The following is a 13,205-nucleotide window of genomic DNA, read 5'->3' as shown; positions in this document are numbered from 1 at the left end:
GCGCCAGCACCGGCGCGGCGTCGGGTGTTCGCGATTGGTCCGGCCTCGCTTCGCGCCCGCCGCGCCACCGGGATAACACCCATCTAGCCGCGCGTCGGCGGCGTCGATATACCGTTCATGAAAGGGTTCGCCCGGCACGCGATTATTCCCCGGGGGGATTTTATTCGGACGAAAATGCGGCCAATATGTCGGTTCGATCGACGTCCGTCGGACGCGGCGGCGAGCCAGCGCACGATACCAACGCCAAGCGGGGAACAACGATGGTTGCAAGGTCACCCGACGCAAGCGGGACGGCGGCGTCCGAGACGCCGCTCGTATCCGTCACCGCTCCCGAGGCCGGACGCAAGCTGTTCGTGATCATGCGTTCGCCGGACGAGCCGTTGCTGGCGCAACTGCGCGGGCTCGGCTGGGATATCTCGGTCGCGAAGACGGCCGGCGCCGCGCAGAACATGACGTCCGGCGTGAACGTCGCCGCCGGGCTCATCGATTTCTCGGGCTTCACGTCGCGCGACTATCCCGCGCTGAAGGCGTGCCTGAGCCAGCCGGCGATCGGCTGGATTTCCATCGCGCAGGCCGGCATCACGATCGGCGCTGCCGTGCGCGAACTGATCCGCAGCTATTGTTTCGATTACGTGACGCTGCCGCTGCCGTACGAATGGATTTCGCACGTGCTCGGCCACGCGCGCGGGATGGCCGCGCTCGATCGCGTCGACGGCGCCGCATACGCGGCATCGATCGGCGAGCACGGGATGATCGGCAACTGCGAAGCGATGCAGCAGCTGTTCAGCACGATCCGCAAGGTCGCGAAAACCGACGCGAGCGTGTTCATCTCCGGGGAGTCGGGCACCGGCAAGGAGCTGACGGCGCTCGCGATCCACGAGCGCTCGGCACGCGGCAAGGGGCCGTTCGTCGCGATCAACTGCGGCGCGATCCCGCATCACCTGCTGCAGTCGGAACTGTTCGGCTACGAGCGCGGCGCGTTCACCGGCGCGAACCAGCGGCGCGCGGGCCGGATCGAATCGGCGAACGGCGGCACGCTGTTTCTCGATGAAATCGGCGACATGCCGGTCGAAAGCCAGGCGAGTCTGCTGCGTTTCCTGCAGGAAGGGAAGATCGAGCGGCTCGGCGGCCAGGAATCGATTCCGGTCGACGTGCGGATCATCTCGGCGACGCACGTGGACCTCGACGGCGCGGTCGAAGCCGGCCGCTTCCGCGCGGACCTCTATCACCGGCTCTGCGTGCTGCGCATTCACGAGCCGCCGCTGCGCGCGCGGGGCAAGGACATCGACATCCTCGCGCATTACGTGCTGCAGAAATTCAAGGGCGACAGCGGCCGCAAGATCAGCGGCTTCACGTCGGCCGCGCTCGACGCGATGCGCCGCTACGAGTGGCCCGGCAACGTGCGCGAGCTGATCAACCGGGTGCGCCGCGCGATCGTGATGGCCGAGAGCCGGCTGCTGACGCCGCACGATCTCGGGCTCGAGGTTCCGGGTGAAACGGAGCCCGTGACCCTCGAGCAGGCGCGTTCGCTCGCCGAGCGCGTCGCGATCGAGAACGCGCTGCTGCGCAACGATCACCGGATCAACAAGGCCGCCGCCGAACTCGGCATCTCGCGCGTGACGCTGTACCGGATGATGATCGAGCACGGACTCAACGACCACGACAACACCGGCGACAACGGCGGGAAGGACGGCTCGCCGCCCGACGACGCCGACCACCAGCGAGTCGGCTGAAGGCGGCCCGGAAGCGTCCGCGGCCGGTCCGTGCGCGGGCGTCCGGCGGCATGTAAAGGGCGTGAAACGTTTCCTGCCGACGGCTGTGCAAAAAGCCCCGGCAAACGCGGGCGGCGACGCGCGGCCCGTGCCGGGAAAATTTTCCGGCTCGTCCGCGCGCCTTGTCCGGCAAGGCGTTGCCGCCACGCGACCGAGGCCGCTCGCGCCCGGCATGTTTCAGTTTCGCAACGTCCGGCATGTCCTGCCCGTCCGGGCCGCACACTGGTCCGATGAAAGGCTTGTGCCGCCGGCCCCGAACGAAGCTGGCGCGCTCCTTGCACAGGTTGGGGTGCGAGAGTCGACGACGCGACGTCCGGCCGGTTCGGCAGCGAACCATTCGAGAACCGGCTAGGACGCAGTCCGCGGGGATGACGGCCGGACGGGCAACATGGCCCCGTTCCGGGCGGCATGGGCCGTCGTCGTCGGATCGTCGGAGCACCGGCGGTGTCCGGTTGCCGGCACAAGCAACGACTCGAATACGGGGTAGAAAAATGAACGATCTCAACACGCCGCGGCCGGCAGGCCGCGATCGCAGTGATTCGACCCATCGCCGGTCGACCGCGCACCTTGCTGCCGGCCGGCACGCGTCGACAGGCCACCTCTCCGCGCCCGGTGCGAGGCGGATCCGGCTGATACCCGGTCATCCGCGCCGGGCCGGTGCTTTCCCGCTCGCCAATCCGGTCCGCATGGGGATGTGCACGCGGGCGCCGATACCCCGGCGCCCGGTCTTCGCTTATTGACGACGTCGAGCGCCTGCGGTCGCCAGCGCAGGCGATCCGTTTGCCATGCGAATGACGTGCGGCATCCGGTTGCGCGATACGGACGATGAAACCGGTGCGACGGCAGACGTCAGGGAGGCGTCGCCGTCCGGCGAGCAGGGGAGGGGCGGTCGGGCCGCGCGCGACGGGCATCGCACCCGTGCGCGCGCGGCGCCGCTTCAGCCGCCGTAGATGTCGAAGTCGAAGTACTTCGACGCGAGCCGCTTGTAGGTGCCGTCCTTGACCATGTCGAGGATCGCGCGATCGATCTTCGCCTTCAGGTCGGCGTCTTCCTTGCGCAGCCCGATACCGGCGCCGATGCCGAGCACCTTCTCGTCGACGAGTTCGGGCCCGACGAACTGGTAGCCCGCGCCGCGCGGCGACTTCAGGAACCCGATCGCGGCCTGCACCTCGTCCTGCAGCGCGGCGTCGAGGCGGCCCGACGTCAGGTCCGCATACACGCCGTCCTGGTTCTGGTACGACACGACGTTCGCACCCTGCTTCGCCCAGTACGCCTTCGCATACGCTTCCTGCGTCGTGCCCTGTTCGACGCCGATCGACTTGCCCTTCAGCGATTCGGCCGTCGGCAGCAGCGGCGAGCCCTTCTTCGCGACGAGCCGCGTCGGCTGGTTGTAGATCTTCGTCGTGAAGCCGATCTGTTCCGCACGCTGCGGCGTGATCGACATCGACGACAGCACCGCGTCGAACTTCTTCGCCTTCAGCGCCGGGATCATCCCGTCGAAATCGTTCTCGAGCCACACGCACTTCGCTTTCAGCCGTGCGCAGATCTCGTTGCCGAGGTCGATGTCGAAGCCGACGAGCTTGCCGTCGGGCGCCTTCGATTCGAACGGCGCGTAGCTGGCGTCGGTGCCGAAGCGCAGCGTGGTCCAGTCCTTCGCGACGGCGGGGCCCGTCGATACCGCGAGCAGGGCGATCGAAACGGCGGCAATCAGTCTCTTCATGGTGGTTCCTTGGCGTGGTCTATCCGGTTCTGGGCGACACGGTTGCTGCGGGGACGCACCGCGTCCCGGTGCGCTGTCCGCACGGACATTAACGCAGAAAATAAAATCGCAGTCCAGAATGGACAAAAAATATCGATCCTTCGGGAGGAATGCCGGCACGTCGGGGGACGACCCTTGCAAAAATACGAAAATGGACTAATCTTGTTAGTAAATTCGTTTCGAGACTAACGATCATGTCACAGCCCGCCTTCGATCCGCATTCCGCCCCGCGGCAGGCTTCGGTCGCGCAGATGTCGGCGGCCGGCTTGCGCGCGTTCTTCAACATCGCGCGCGACTGGGAACTGACGATCGACGAACAGATCGTCCTGCTCGGCTCGCCCGGCCGCTCGACGTTCTTCAAGTGGAAGGCGTCGCCCGAATCGGCGCGCCTGCCGCGCGATACGCTCGAGCGGCTATCGCTGCTGCTCGGCATCTACAAGGCGCTGCAGATCCTGCTGCCGCAGCCGGCCGCGGCCGACACCTGGGTCAAGCGGCCGAACGACGCCGCGCCGTTCGGCGGCAAGCGCGCGCTCGACCGGATGCTCGCCGGCAACGTCGGCGACCTGGTCGCCGTCCGTCAATATCTCGACGCGATGCGGGGTGGCTGGGCGTGACGATGCCGATCGAAGCAGTACAGCACTGGCCCATGACCGTCGTCGACTGGGCACCTGCCTATCGCGTGATTCCCACTCGTTTTCCAGCCATCAACCTGTTCGACCGCGTCGCGTCCGCCGAGGATTTCGATGCGCTCTATGCGCTCGAATCGCTGACCAACGATCGCATCCGCAACGAAGTCGGCACGCTCGAACTCGTGCCGCCGGCGGAGCGTCGCTACGGCACGGGCTGGGGGCCGATCATGGCCGCGTTCACGCATCTGAATCCGCAGGGCAGCCGCTTCTCGGACGGCAGCTACGGCGTGTTCTACTGCGGGCGGTCGCGCGATACGGCGATCGCCGAAACGCGCTATCACAGCGGGCTGTTCCTGGCCGCGACGAAGGAGGCGCCGATGCGTCAGCAGATGCGGCTCTACACGGTGTATGCGCAGGGCGACGTCGCCGACGTGCGCACGTGGCCGCAGCGCAGCCCGGCGCTGCTCGATCCGCTCGATTACGGCGCGGGGCAGGCACTCGGCCGCGCGGTGCGCAACGCGGGCGGCGCGGGGATCGTCTATCCGTCGGTGCGCGACCCGCGCGGCGAGTGCCTCGCGGCGTTTCGCACGACGCTGCTGCGCGATTGTCATCACGCTGCGTATCTCGAATACAACTGGAACGGATCCGCGATCGACGCGGTGTTCGAGCTGAACCAGGTGGGTTAGCGCAGTGCTCGCGCACGCAAACGCGCGCGCGTGAGCGTGAGTCCGCCGAGGGTTGCCGGCCCGCGGCCTGCGCAGGCCCGTTATCGGCGTGAACGTGGGCCTAAGGCAGCGGCAGGTCGCCCGCATGACGCGCGCGCGCGTCGGCCTGCGTCAGCGACCACGTGTCGCCCGTGCGCGGCTCGACGATCGTCAGGCGTCCCGACGGTGCGAACGCGCCGGTGTCGATGAACCATTGCGCGCCGATACGCTGCGGCGCACGCACCGGCGTGTGGCCGGTGCAGGTCAGCGACAGGCCGGCCTGCCGGGCCGGGTCGACGAGCCCCTGGACCAGGTCGCGCCCCCAGATCAGCCGCTCGCGCACGTCGGGCGAATAGCTGCCCGCGTCGAGTTCGGCGTCCGGACCGAGGAATTCCGCATGCAGCACGTTGAAGCGCGCGGGGCCGTCGCCGATCACGCGTACGAGCGGCAGCGCGTCGACGCGCGCCGCGTGCGCGTGCAGCCGTTCCGGCGGGAGGTCGGCGCCCCAGTCGCCGCCGATCCCGCGCCACGCATCGTGCGACAGCTTGCCGCGCGCGACGAGGCTCAGCACTTCTTCGTGATTGCCGCGCACCACGTGGCACCACGGGCGGTCGAGCAGCTCGAGCGCGGTTTCGGACGCGGGGCCGCGGTCGACGAGATCGCCGACCGAGAACAGCCGGTCGCGAGCCGGATCGAAGCCGATGTCGTGCAGCAGCGCGCGCAGCACATCCACGCAGCCGTGCAGATCGCCGACGACGAAGTCGCGGCCGGCCGCGTTCGCGGGATGGTGGCAGAGGACGGGAGTCATCCCGATATCTTAGGCGCTCACGCCAGTCGCAACGTCATGCAGGAATGGCGATAATCGGGGCGGTACCCGCCGGCGCTGCCCGGCGGGCCGTTCGCACGCGGGCCGAACCCTTTCCATCCGCTTTCGGAATCACACGATGACGCTTTATCCGCAGGTATTACGCAACCGGCCGCGCATGGTCGCCGCCTTCGCCGCGGGCGTGCTGTGCGCGTTGCTGCTGCCGTTGCAGTTGAGACCGACCGCGCGTGCGCTGATCGGCTGGGATTGCACGGTCTGGCTGTATCTCGTGCTGATGTGGGGGCGCATGGTCACCGCACATCACCACCAGGTGCGCGAGATCGCGATCCGTGAGGACGAGAACGCGACGACCGTGCTGACGGTCATCTGCATCGCGACGGTCGCGAGCGTCGCCGCGATCGCGATCGAGCTCGCCACCGCGAAGAACGTCGGCTTTCGTGCCGGGCTCGGCCACTATGCGGTCACGGGCGCGACGCTGTTCGGCGCATGGTTCCTGATCCCGACGATCTTCACGCTGCACTATGCGCGGCTCTATTACGGCTCGCCGAGCAGCGATCGCGCGCTGCGGTTTCCCGACCGCAACCCCGAGCCCGACTACTGGGATTTCCTGTATTTCGCCTTTACGCTCGCGGTCGCGTCGCAGACGGCCGACGTGTCGCTCGCGAATCGCTCCGCGCGCCGCGCGGTGCTCGCGCAGTCGATCCTGTCGTTCTACTTCAACATGGCCGTGCTCGGGCTGTCGATCAACGTCGCGGCAGGGTTGCTGAGCTGACGCGGATGCCTTGAGCCGTTCTTACCGATCGCCGCGCTCGAGCTCGGTGGTCGGCGGCCCGCGCGTGGCTCGCTATCGAGACAGCGAGCGATCTGCGGATGCGTGCCGCCGTCGCCACGCGCCATCGCGGCTTCGAGCGGAAAGCTCGTCCGGATGGTGGCCGCGCTGACGCTGCGGCTCGCCGCCTCACGCCGCCTCACGCCGCCTCACGCCGACTTACGCCGTCACGCGCCGCACCGCGATCCACGCGCCCCAGAACAGGCTCGAGAAAAAGCGCAGCGGCGCATCGAAGCCCGCATCGTGCAGCAACGCGAAGACGGCTTCCTCGGCAGCGGGCGGATCGGCGCCCTGCAGGATTTTCGCCAGCTGCGCACGCACGGCGTCGGGCGTCGCGCCCTTCATGCGCCAGCGCTGCTGCCAAGCGTCGAGCAGGCGAGGGTGCTCCGCATGGCGGCGATAGTTGCCCGCGATCACGAGCGGTGCACCGGGTTTCAGGCGGCGCGCGATCGCATCCAGCAGCGCGGCCTTCGCCGCATCGCCGGGGACGTGATGCAGCACGCCGATCAGCGTCGCGCCGTCGAACGCCGGCGCATCGGGCAGTGCGTCGACGCCGGCCTCGACGAATTGCGTGCGGGCGGCGAACCCCGCCGCTTCGACGTTGGCACGCGCGAGCGCGAGCATCGGCGCGGACGGATCGACGGCCGTGAACTGCCAGCCCGGTTCGAGCGCCGCGGGCACGCAGATTTCCTGCCCCGTGCCGCCTGCGCCCACGACGAGGAGCCGCGCATCGCGTACACCGATCGCCGACGCGAGCATGCACGCGGCGAGTTCGTGGCACGCGTCGTAGCCGGCGAGCGCGATGCGGGATTGTTCGGCGTATTCGTGCGCGCGTGCCGGATCGAACTTCGCGGCGCTGGCGGGGAGCGACATGGAGATTCCTCGAATTCGGGCGCGGGCGGGGTGCTCACGCGCATCGCACCGAGCGTAAGCGCGGGGCTGCGGCGCAACAAGGCGAGCAGCCATTCCGGTATGCGAACTACCCGATTCTGCGCGCATCGCGACGCAATCGATGCCGGGGTCGATTCGCATTTAAAAATGTGAGGATTCGATGCGTCGCGATCGTGAAAGCGGCGCATACTTTTCTTCCCCCCTGCCTGGCCGTCGCATGCCGGGCCCGATGCGCCGCGCGAATCGCGCGGCCATGCCGCTCGGCACGCACGAGGAGCGCATCATGTCAGATTGTCCGCACGATCCGTATGCGCAGCACTTCATACACTGCCTGCCGTCCGGCGCGCAGCCCTGCGGTGCGCTCGGCACGTCGCCGCGCACGCATTTCCGCGTGTGGGCGCCGGGCAGCACGCATGTTCAGCTCGAACTCGATACCGGCTCCGGCCCGACGCTCGTCCCGATGATGGCGGCCGGTCCACACTGGTTCGAAGTGTTCGTCGAATGCGGTGCGGGCGCGCGTTACCGTTACCGGCTCGACGATGTCGTGTCGATTCCCGATCCCGCGTCGCGTTCGCAACCGGACGGGCTCAACGGCCCGAGCGAGGTCGTCGATCCGCGCGCGTTCACATGGCGCAACACGTTCTGGCGCGGCCGCCCGTGGGAAGACATCGCGCTGTACGCGATTCGTCCGCACGCGGTGGGCGGCTTCGACGGCGTGCGCCGCCGGTTGCCGCAGCTCGCGCGCCTCGGCGTGACCGCGCTGGAGTTGCTCGCGTCGCCGCACGACAGCCTGCCGTTCGCGCCGCTCGCGTCCGAGGGCGGCCCCGACGCGCTGAAGGCATTGATCGACGCCGCGCACGGCTACGGTCTCGCGGTGCTGCTGGAACTCGATTACGCGCGCTTCGGCAGCGGCACCGACGCGCTGCGCCATTACGCCGTGCCGTTCTTCCATACGCGCGACGATCCGCTGCAGGCGGCGCCGCTTGCGCTCGACCATCCGGAAGTCTGCGACTTCTTCTGCGACAACGCGCTGTACTGGATCGACGAATACCGTTGCGACGGCCTGCGGCTGCGCGAGGCCGACCGGATCGGCACGTCGTGGCTGCGCGAGATCGCCGACCGCGTGCGCGCGGCCGTGCCGGCCGACCGGATGATCCACCTCGTGCTCGGCAGCGAGCGTCATCCGGTGCACCTGGCCGATACGCATTTCGATGCGCAGTGGAACGGTTGCGGAGAACGCGCATTGCACCGGCTGACGGGGCGCGACACGTCGGCGCACGAAGGGATTTCGCCCCACCAGTCGATCCACACGCTCGCGCGCGCGCTGACCGCGGCAGGCGCGGCGTTCCAGCCGGCCACGGCGGGCGACGGCCCGTGCGCCGAAGGGCTGTCGCTCACGTCGCTGGTGCTGTCCGACGGCGCGTGGCGCGACAGCGAACAGCGCGACAGCGAGCAGGCGGCGGGCCTCGCGGCGCTTGCGTTGTCGCTGCTCACGCCGCAGATCCCGCTGATCTTCGACGAAACCGCGCGCGATGTCGATCGTGCGCATTTCGTGCAGTCGGCGCTCGCGGTGCGCGCGAAGCTGATCGCGCCGCGGCTGTCCGATTGCCGGCCGCAGGACGCGCATGCGTTGAAGGCGAGCGGTGACGGCGATGCCGACGCGCTGCTCGCGTCATGGCGGCTCGCCGACGACGAGACGCTGACCATCGCGTTGAACCTGTCGCCCGACGCGGTGCCGTTCGATGCGCCGCGCGGGCAGGTCGTGTTCGAGACGCCGGCACGCGCACGCGACCGGGTCGACGAAGGGGAGTTGCCGCCGTATTCGCTCGTCGCGTGGCTGACGGGCGACGTCAATCGGTACGCGCTGACGCACGACGTGCGTCGGATCGACGACCGCGCATGGCGCGCGATGCGTCCCGTTCCGCACGCGTGATGCCCGGAGGGTCGGGCGCTGGCGCGCCCGGCCGCCCTTACCAGAAACCGCGAATGCCCGCGACGCCGTACGCGCCGTGGCGGCGCGCGTCGTCGAGATGCGCGCGCGTCATGCCGCCGAGCGCATAGACCGGCATCGCGGCCTGCGCGGCCAACGCAGCGAATTGCGTCCAGCCGAGCGTCGGCGCGCCGGGATGGCTGAGCGTCGGCAACACGGGCGACAACGTAACGAAATCCACGCCCGCACGCGCGGCCAGCACGAGATCGTCGGCCGCATGGCAGGCGGCCGACATGCGGCGAGCGGCCGGCAGCGGTCGTTGCGCGACGGCGCGCAGCGCGGCGCCGTCGAGATGCCAGCCCGCGCCGTCGAGCCGCATCACGCCGGCCGCGTCGATCGGCCCGTTGAGCATCAGTTGCGCGCCGGCCGCGTCGCAGCGCGCGAGCGCATCGGCGGCCAGCCGCGCGAACGCGGCCGCGTCGAACGACTTCACGCGTAGCTGCACGAGCGTCTCGCCGCGCGCGAGCACGGCCGACAGCGTGTCGAGGAATGCGTGGCAATCGGCGGTCGACGCGGACGCCGGCTCCGGCGTGATCACGCAGCAGCGCGGCAGCGTCGGCGTCATCGCGCGCGGCCCGCGGCGGCCGTCATTCGTCGGCCTCCTTCGCGATCTTCGGATAGACGCGCACCAGCACGATGCGCGGACCGTTCATCTTCTTCACGACGACGTCGAAGCGATCGAACGACACGCGCTGCCCTTCGGTCGGCAGATCGCTGAGCGCCTGGATCACCAGGCCGCCGACCGATTCCGCACGCCCTTCGTCGATGTCGATGCCGAGCGCCTGCTCGAGCGACACGACGGGCAGGCTGCCTTTGCCCATCAGCGTGCCGTCGTCGAGGCGGCTCCAGTCCGCGTCGCCCTGGCGGAACTCGTCGTGGATCTGGCCGACCAGCGCACCGAGCAGGTTGTCGAGCGTCAGGAAGCCGATCGGCTTCTCGCCCTTGTTGCCGACCAGCGCGAAGTGCGGCGCGCCCTTGCGGAAGCGGCGGAACAGTTCCAGCGCCGGCGTGTCGGGCTTCACGTACTGCACCGGGCGCACGTAGTCGGACAGGTCTTCGAGCGCCGCCCCGGCGTGACGCGCGAGCAGCAGGTCCTTCAGGTGGATCAGCCCGCTCACCTGCTCGCGCGACGCATCCTCGAACAGCGGATAGCGGCTGAAGCGGTGTCGCGCGACGATTTCCATGTTGTCGGGCAGCGGCAGGTCGCGGCGCAGGCCGATCATTTCATGCGCCGGCCGCATCAGGTCCGACACCGTCATCGACGAGAAATCGAGCGAGTGCGCGAGCGTGTTCCACTCGTCGTTGGTGTACGTGCCGCGCGCCGGCTGGGCCGCGTTGCCCGCGCTGCGGCGGCTGCGCAGGATCAGCTTCAGCTCGTCGGTCGAGTAGTGCGCATCGCCGCCGTGGTCGGCCGACAGGCCCGCGAGCTTCAGCACCGCGTTCGCGCTGGTGTTGAGCACCCAGATCGCCGGATACATCGCCCAGTAGAACGCGTAGAGCGGCAGCGCGACCCACAGGCCGACCTTCTCCGACTGGCGGATCGCCATCGATTTCGGTGCGAGCTCGCCGACCACGATGTGCAGGAACGAGATCAGCGAGAACGCGAACACGAGCGAAATCAGGTGCACGATGCGCTCGGACTGCACGCCGATCAGGTCGAGCAGCGGCCCGATCAGTTCCGCGAACGCCGGCTCGCCGACCCAGCCGAGGCCGAGCGACGCGAGCGTGATGCCGAGCTGGCAGGCGGACAGATACGCGTCGAGCCGGCCGTGCACGATCGCGAGGATGCGCCCGCGCAGGCCGTGCTTGCGGGCAAGTGTCTTGACGCGCGTCGCGCGCAGTTTGACGAGGCCGAATTCGGCTGCGACGAAAAACCCGTTGAGGGCCACCAGGAACAACGCGCCGATGAGCGCGAAGATCTGTAACAAAGAATCGCTCCAGTCATGACAGGCCCAACAGTATAGGGCCGGAAAGGGAAATGTAATGTGTCGGGCGGCCGATGGCTTACACCGGCGCCTCGCAGGGGACGGTGAGCGACAGGGTGACGGCGGCGCCGTCGGCGAACGGGGCGTGGGTGAAGGAGCCGCCGTGCGCGAGCGCGACACGCTGGCACAGCGCGAGCGCCGCTGCGACGCGCTTCGCGTCGCGCGGGTGCAGCATCTCGCGGCGCGCGAACGGTTCGAATGCATGCGGCAGCGCCGGATCGGCGAGGGCGGCGGCGTTCACGTCGCAGGCGACGTGCGCGACGTACTGCGCGCCGTCACGCGCGCACGTGAACGTCACGCGGCTGCCGGCGGCGCTGGCTTCGACGGCCGTCGTCAGCATCGTCCAGAGCGCCTGCGCGATGCGCTCGCGGTCGGCGGTCAGCGACGGCTCGCCGTCGGGCAGCGTCGCGTCGACGCTCACCTGTCGTGCGTCGGCGAGTGCGCAGCGCACCAGTGCGAGCGTGTCGTCGAGCAGCGGGCGCAGCGCGAACGGCTGTGCGGCGATCGCCAGGGTGCGCGTGGCCGCGCGCGGTGCGTCGAGCACGTCGTCGATCAGCGCGACCTGCTGGTCGATCCCCGCGCGGATGCCCGCGAGCGCGCGTTGCAGGTTCGGGTCGGCGCTGGCGAGTTGGCGCTCGAGCACGTACGCCCAGCTGTGCATCGCGTTCAGCGGGCTGCGCAGGTCGTGCGAAGCGATGGACAGCGCCTGGTCGCGCTGGAACAGCGCGGCCTCGGCGGCATAGTGCGCTGCGCGTTCGCGCAGCAGGTCGGCGGCGGGATCGACGGGAGTGGACGTCACGGGGCTGGCCTGTCGGAAGCGGTTGGCATGAAAAGCACGCGAACCGCCATTATAGGGATCGTGCGTGTCACGCCGGCAGCGCGTCCTCGTCCTTTTTCCGTGCGTCGCCGTTCGGCAGCAACTGGCAGGCGAGCAGGCCGGCGAGCATCAGCGCGCAGCCGACCAGCGCGCGCAGCGTCAGCGTCTCGCCGAGCGCGGCCCAGCCGGCGATGGCCGCGAACACTCCCTCCATGCTGAAGATCACGGCCGCGTGCGCCGGCGCCGCATCGCGCTGCGCGACGACCTGCAGCGTATAGCCGACGCCGACCGACAGCAGCCCGCCGTACAGCAGCGTCGGCAGCGCGCGCTTCAGCATCGCGAGGTTGACCGGCTCGATCGCGAGGCCGGCCGCGAGGCACAGCACGCCGCACGCGACGAATTGCAGGAACGCGAGCACGAGCGGATCGTGCCGCTTCGCGAAATGGCCGACGGTCATCACGTGCGCGGCGATGACCACGGCGCCCGCGAGCTGGAACCAGTCGCCGTAGAGCACCGAGAAATGCTCGTCGATGCTAAGGAAGTACAGGCCGAGCGCCGCGAGCAGCGCGCCGAACCACGTGCCGGCGCCGATCCGGTGGCGGACGAACACGCCCATCAGCGGCACGATCACGACGTACAGCGAGCTGATGAAGCCCGCGTTCGCGACCCGCGTGTACTGCAGGCCGACCTGCTGCAGCGAGATCGATACGGCGAGCAGCACGCCGAGCGCGAGGCCCGGCGAGAGCAGGGCCGGCTCGCGGCGAATCGCCGCGAACTGCGCGCGCGAGCCCGCGTTGACCATCAGCAGCGGGAGCAGCACCAGCGCGCCGAGCAGGAAGCGCAGCCCCGTGAACAGGAACGGCCCGATCACGTCGAGGCTCAGTCGTTGCGCGACGAACGCCGAGCCCCAGATCGCGGCGGCGGCGAGCATCAGCAGGTTGGCACGGAGGTGCTTGCGGGCGTCGGGTTTCATCGGAATTCGTCAGGGGATTGCGGGCAGCGG

The 13,205-nt window shown here is 69.2% G+C and carries 12 protein-coding genes; 5 read left to right on the top strand and 7 right to left on the bottom strand.

Annotated features, from left to right (window positions below):
* Positions 1–260 precede the first annotated feature (260 nt).
* Positions 261–1,733 carry a sigma-54 dependent transcriptional regulator gene (locus DIE16_RS37500; RefSeq protein ID WP_124486452.1) on the top strand — a complete coding sequence of 491 codons (1,473 nt, stop codon included), beginning with the start codon at positions 261–263 and terminating at the stop codon, positions 1,731–1,733.
* Between the two features lie 976 nt (positions 1,734–2,709).
* Here the strand turns inward: DIE16_RS37500 and DIE16_RS06205 are convergent.
* A complete protein-coding gene (locus DIE16_RS06205; RefSeq protein ID WP_124486451.1) occupies positions 2,710–3,492 on the bottom strand; it encodes an ABC transporter substrate-binding protein in 783 nt (260 codons plus the stop codon).
* Positions 3,493–3,725: 233 nt separating this feature from the next.
* Between DIE16_RS06205 and DIE16_RS06200 the strand changes: the two genes are divergently transcribed.
* Complete coding sequence (locus DIE16_RS06200) at positions 3,726–4,145, top strand: MbcA/ParS/Xre antitoxin family protein (RefSeq protein ID WP_044846587.1); 420 nt, start codon at positions 3,726–3,728, stop codon at positions 4,143–4,145.
* A 2-nt stretch (positions 4,146–4,147) separates the two neighbouring features.
* Positions 4,148–4,846: an RES family NAD+ phosphorylase gene (locus tag DIE16_RS06195; protein WP_124486450.1), complete on the top strand. Its 699-nt coding sequence runs from the start codon at positions 4,148–4,150 to the stop codon at positions 4,844–4,846.
* Positions 4,847–4,946: 100 nt separating this feature from the next.
* On the opposite strand, the gene DIE16_RS06190 is transcribed toward DIE16_RS06195, so the two are convergent.
* Complete coding sequence (locus DIE16_RS06190; protein ID WP_044846585.1) at positions 4,947–5,672, bottom strand: metallophosphoesterase; 726 nt, start codon at positions 5,670–5,672, stop codon at positions 4,947–4,949.
* Between the two features lie 136 nt (positions 5,673–5,808).
* Here DIE16_RS06190 and DIE16_RS06185 point away from each other — a divergent pair, with 136 nt between their 5' ends.
* Complete coding sequence (locus DIE16_RS06185; protein WP_124486449.1) at positions 5,809–6,462, top strand: DUF1345 domain-containing protein; 654 nt, start codon at positions 5,809–5,811, stop codon at positions 6,460–6,462.
* Positions 6,463–6,678: 216 nt separating this feature from the next.
* Here the strand turns inward: DIE16_RS06185 and DIE16_RS06175 are convergent, their stop codons facing one another.
* Positions 6,679–7,392, bottom strand: a complete 714-nt coding sequence (locus DIE16_RS06175; RefSeq protein WP_124892035.1) for a class I SAM-dependent methyltransferase — start codon at positions 7,390–7,392, stop codon at positions 6,679–6,681.
* Between the two features lie 301 nt (positions 7,393–7,693).
* Between DIE16_RS06175 and DIE16_RS06170 the strand changes: the two genes are divergently transcribed.
* The gene (locus DIE16_RS06170; protein WP_124892034.1) at positions 7,694–9,343 is read left to right on the top strand and encodes a DUF3459 domain-containing protein; all 1,650 of its coding nucleotides are present in this window, start codon (positions 7,694–7,696) and stop codon (positions 9,341–9,343) included.
* 37 nt (positions 9,344–9,380) lie between these two features.
* Here DIE16_RS06170 and DIE16_RS06165 read toward each other — a convergent pair whose 3' ends face one another.
* From DIE16_RS06165 to DIE16_RS06150, 4 genes are all read right to left on the bottom strand, one after another.
* The gene (locus DIE16_RS06165) at positions 9,381–9,965 is read right to left on the bottom strand and encodes a thiamine phosphate synthase (protein ID WP_124486446.1); all 585 of its coding nucleotides are present in this window, start codon (positions 9,963–9,965) and stop codon (positions 9,381–9,383) included.
* Between the two features lie 22 nt (positions 9,966–9,987).
* A complete protein-coding gene (locus DIE16_RS06160; RefSeq protein WP_124486445.1) occupies positions 9,988–11,328 on the bottom strand; it encodes a hemolysin family protein in 1,341 nt (446 codons plus the stop codon).
* 76 nt (positions 11,329–11,404) lie between these two features.
* Complete coding sequence (locus DIE16_RS06155) at positions 11,405–12,184, bottom strand: sensor histidine kinase KdpD (RefSeq protein ID WP_124486444.1); 780 nt, start codon at positions 12,182–12,184, stop codon at positions 11,405–11,407.
* Between the two features lie 67 nt (positions 12,185–12,251).
* Positions 12,252–13,175: a DMT family transporter gene (locus DIE16_RS06150; RefSeq protein WP_124486443.1), complete on the bottom strand. Its 924-nt coding sequence runs from the start codon at positions 13,173–13,175 to the stop codon at positions 12,252–12,254.
* Positions 13,176–13,205 lie beyond the last annotated feature (30 nt).

The organism is Burkholderia sp. Bp9090 (assembly GCF_003857985.1).
In the GTDB taxonomy this organism is placed as follows: domain Bacteria; phylum Pseudomonadota; class Gammaproteobacteria; order Burkholderiales; family Burkholderiaceae; genus Burkholderia.
This window is presented reverse-complemented; position numbering and strand designations above follow the sequence as displayed.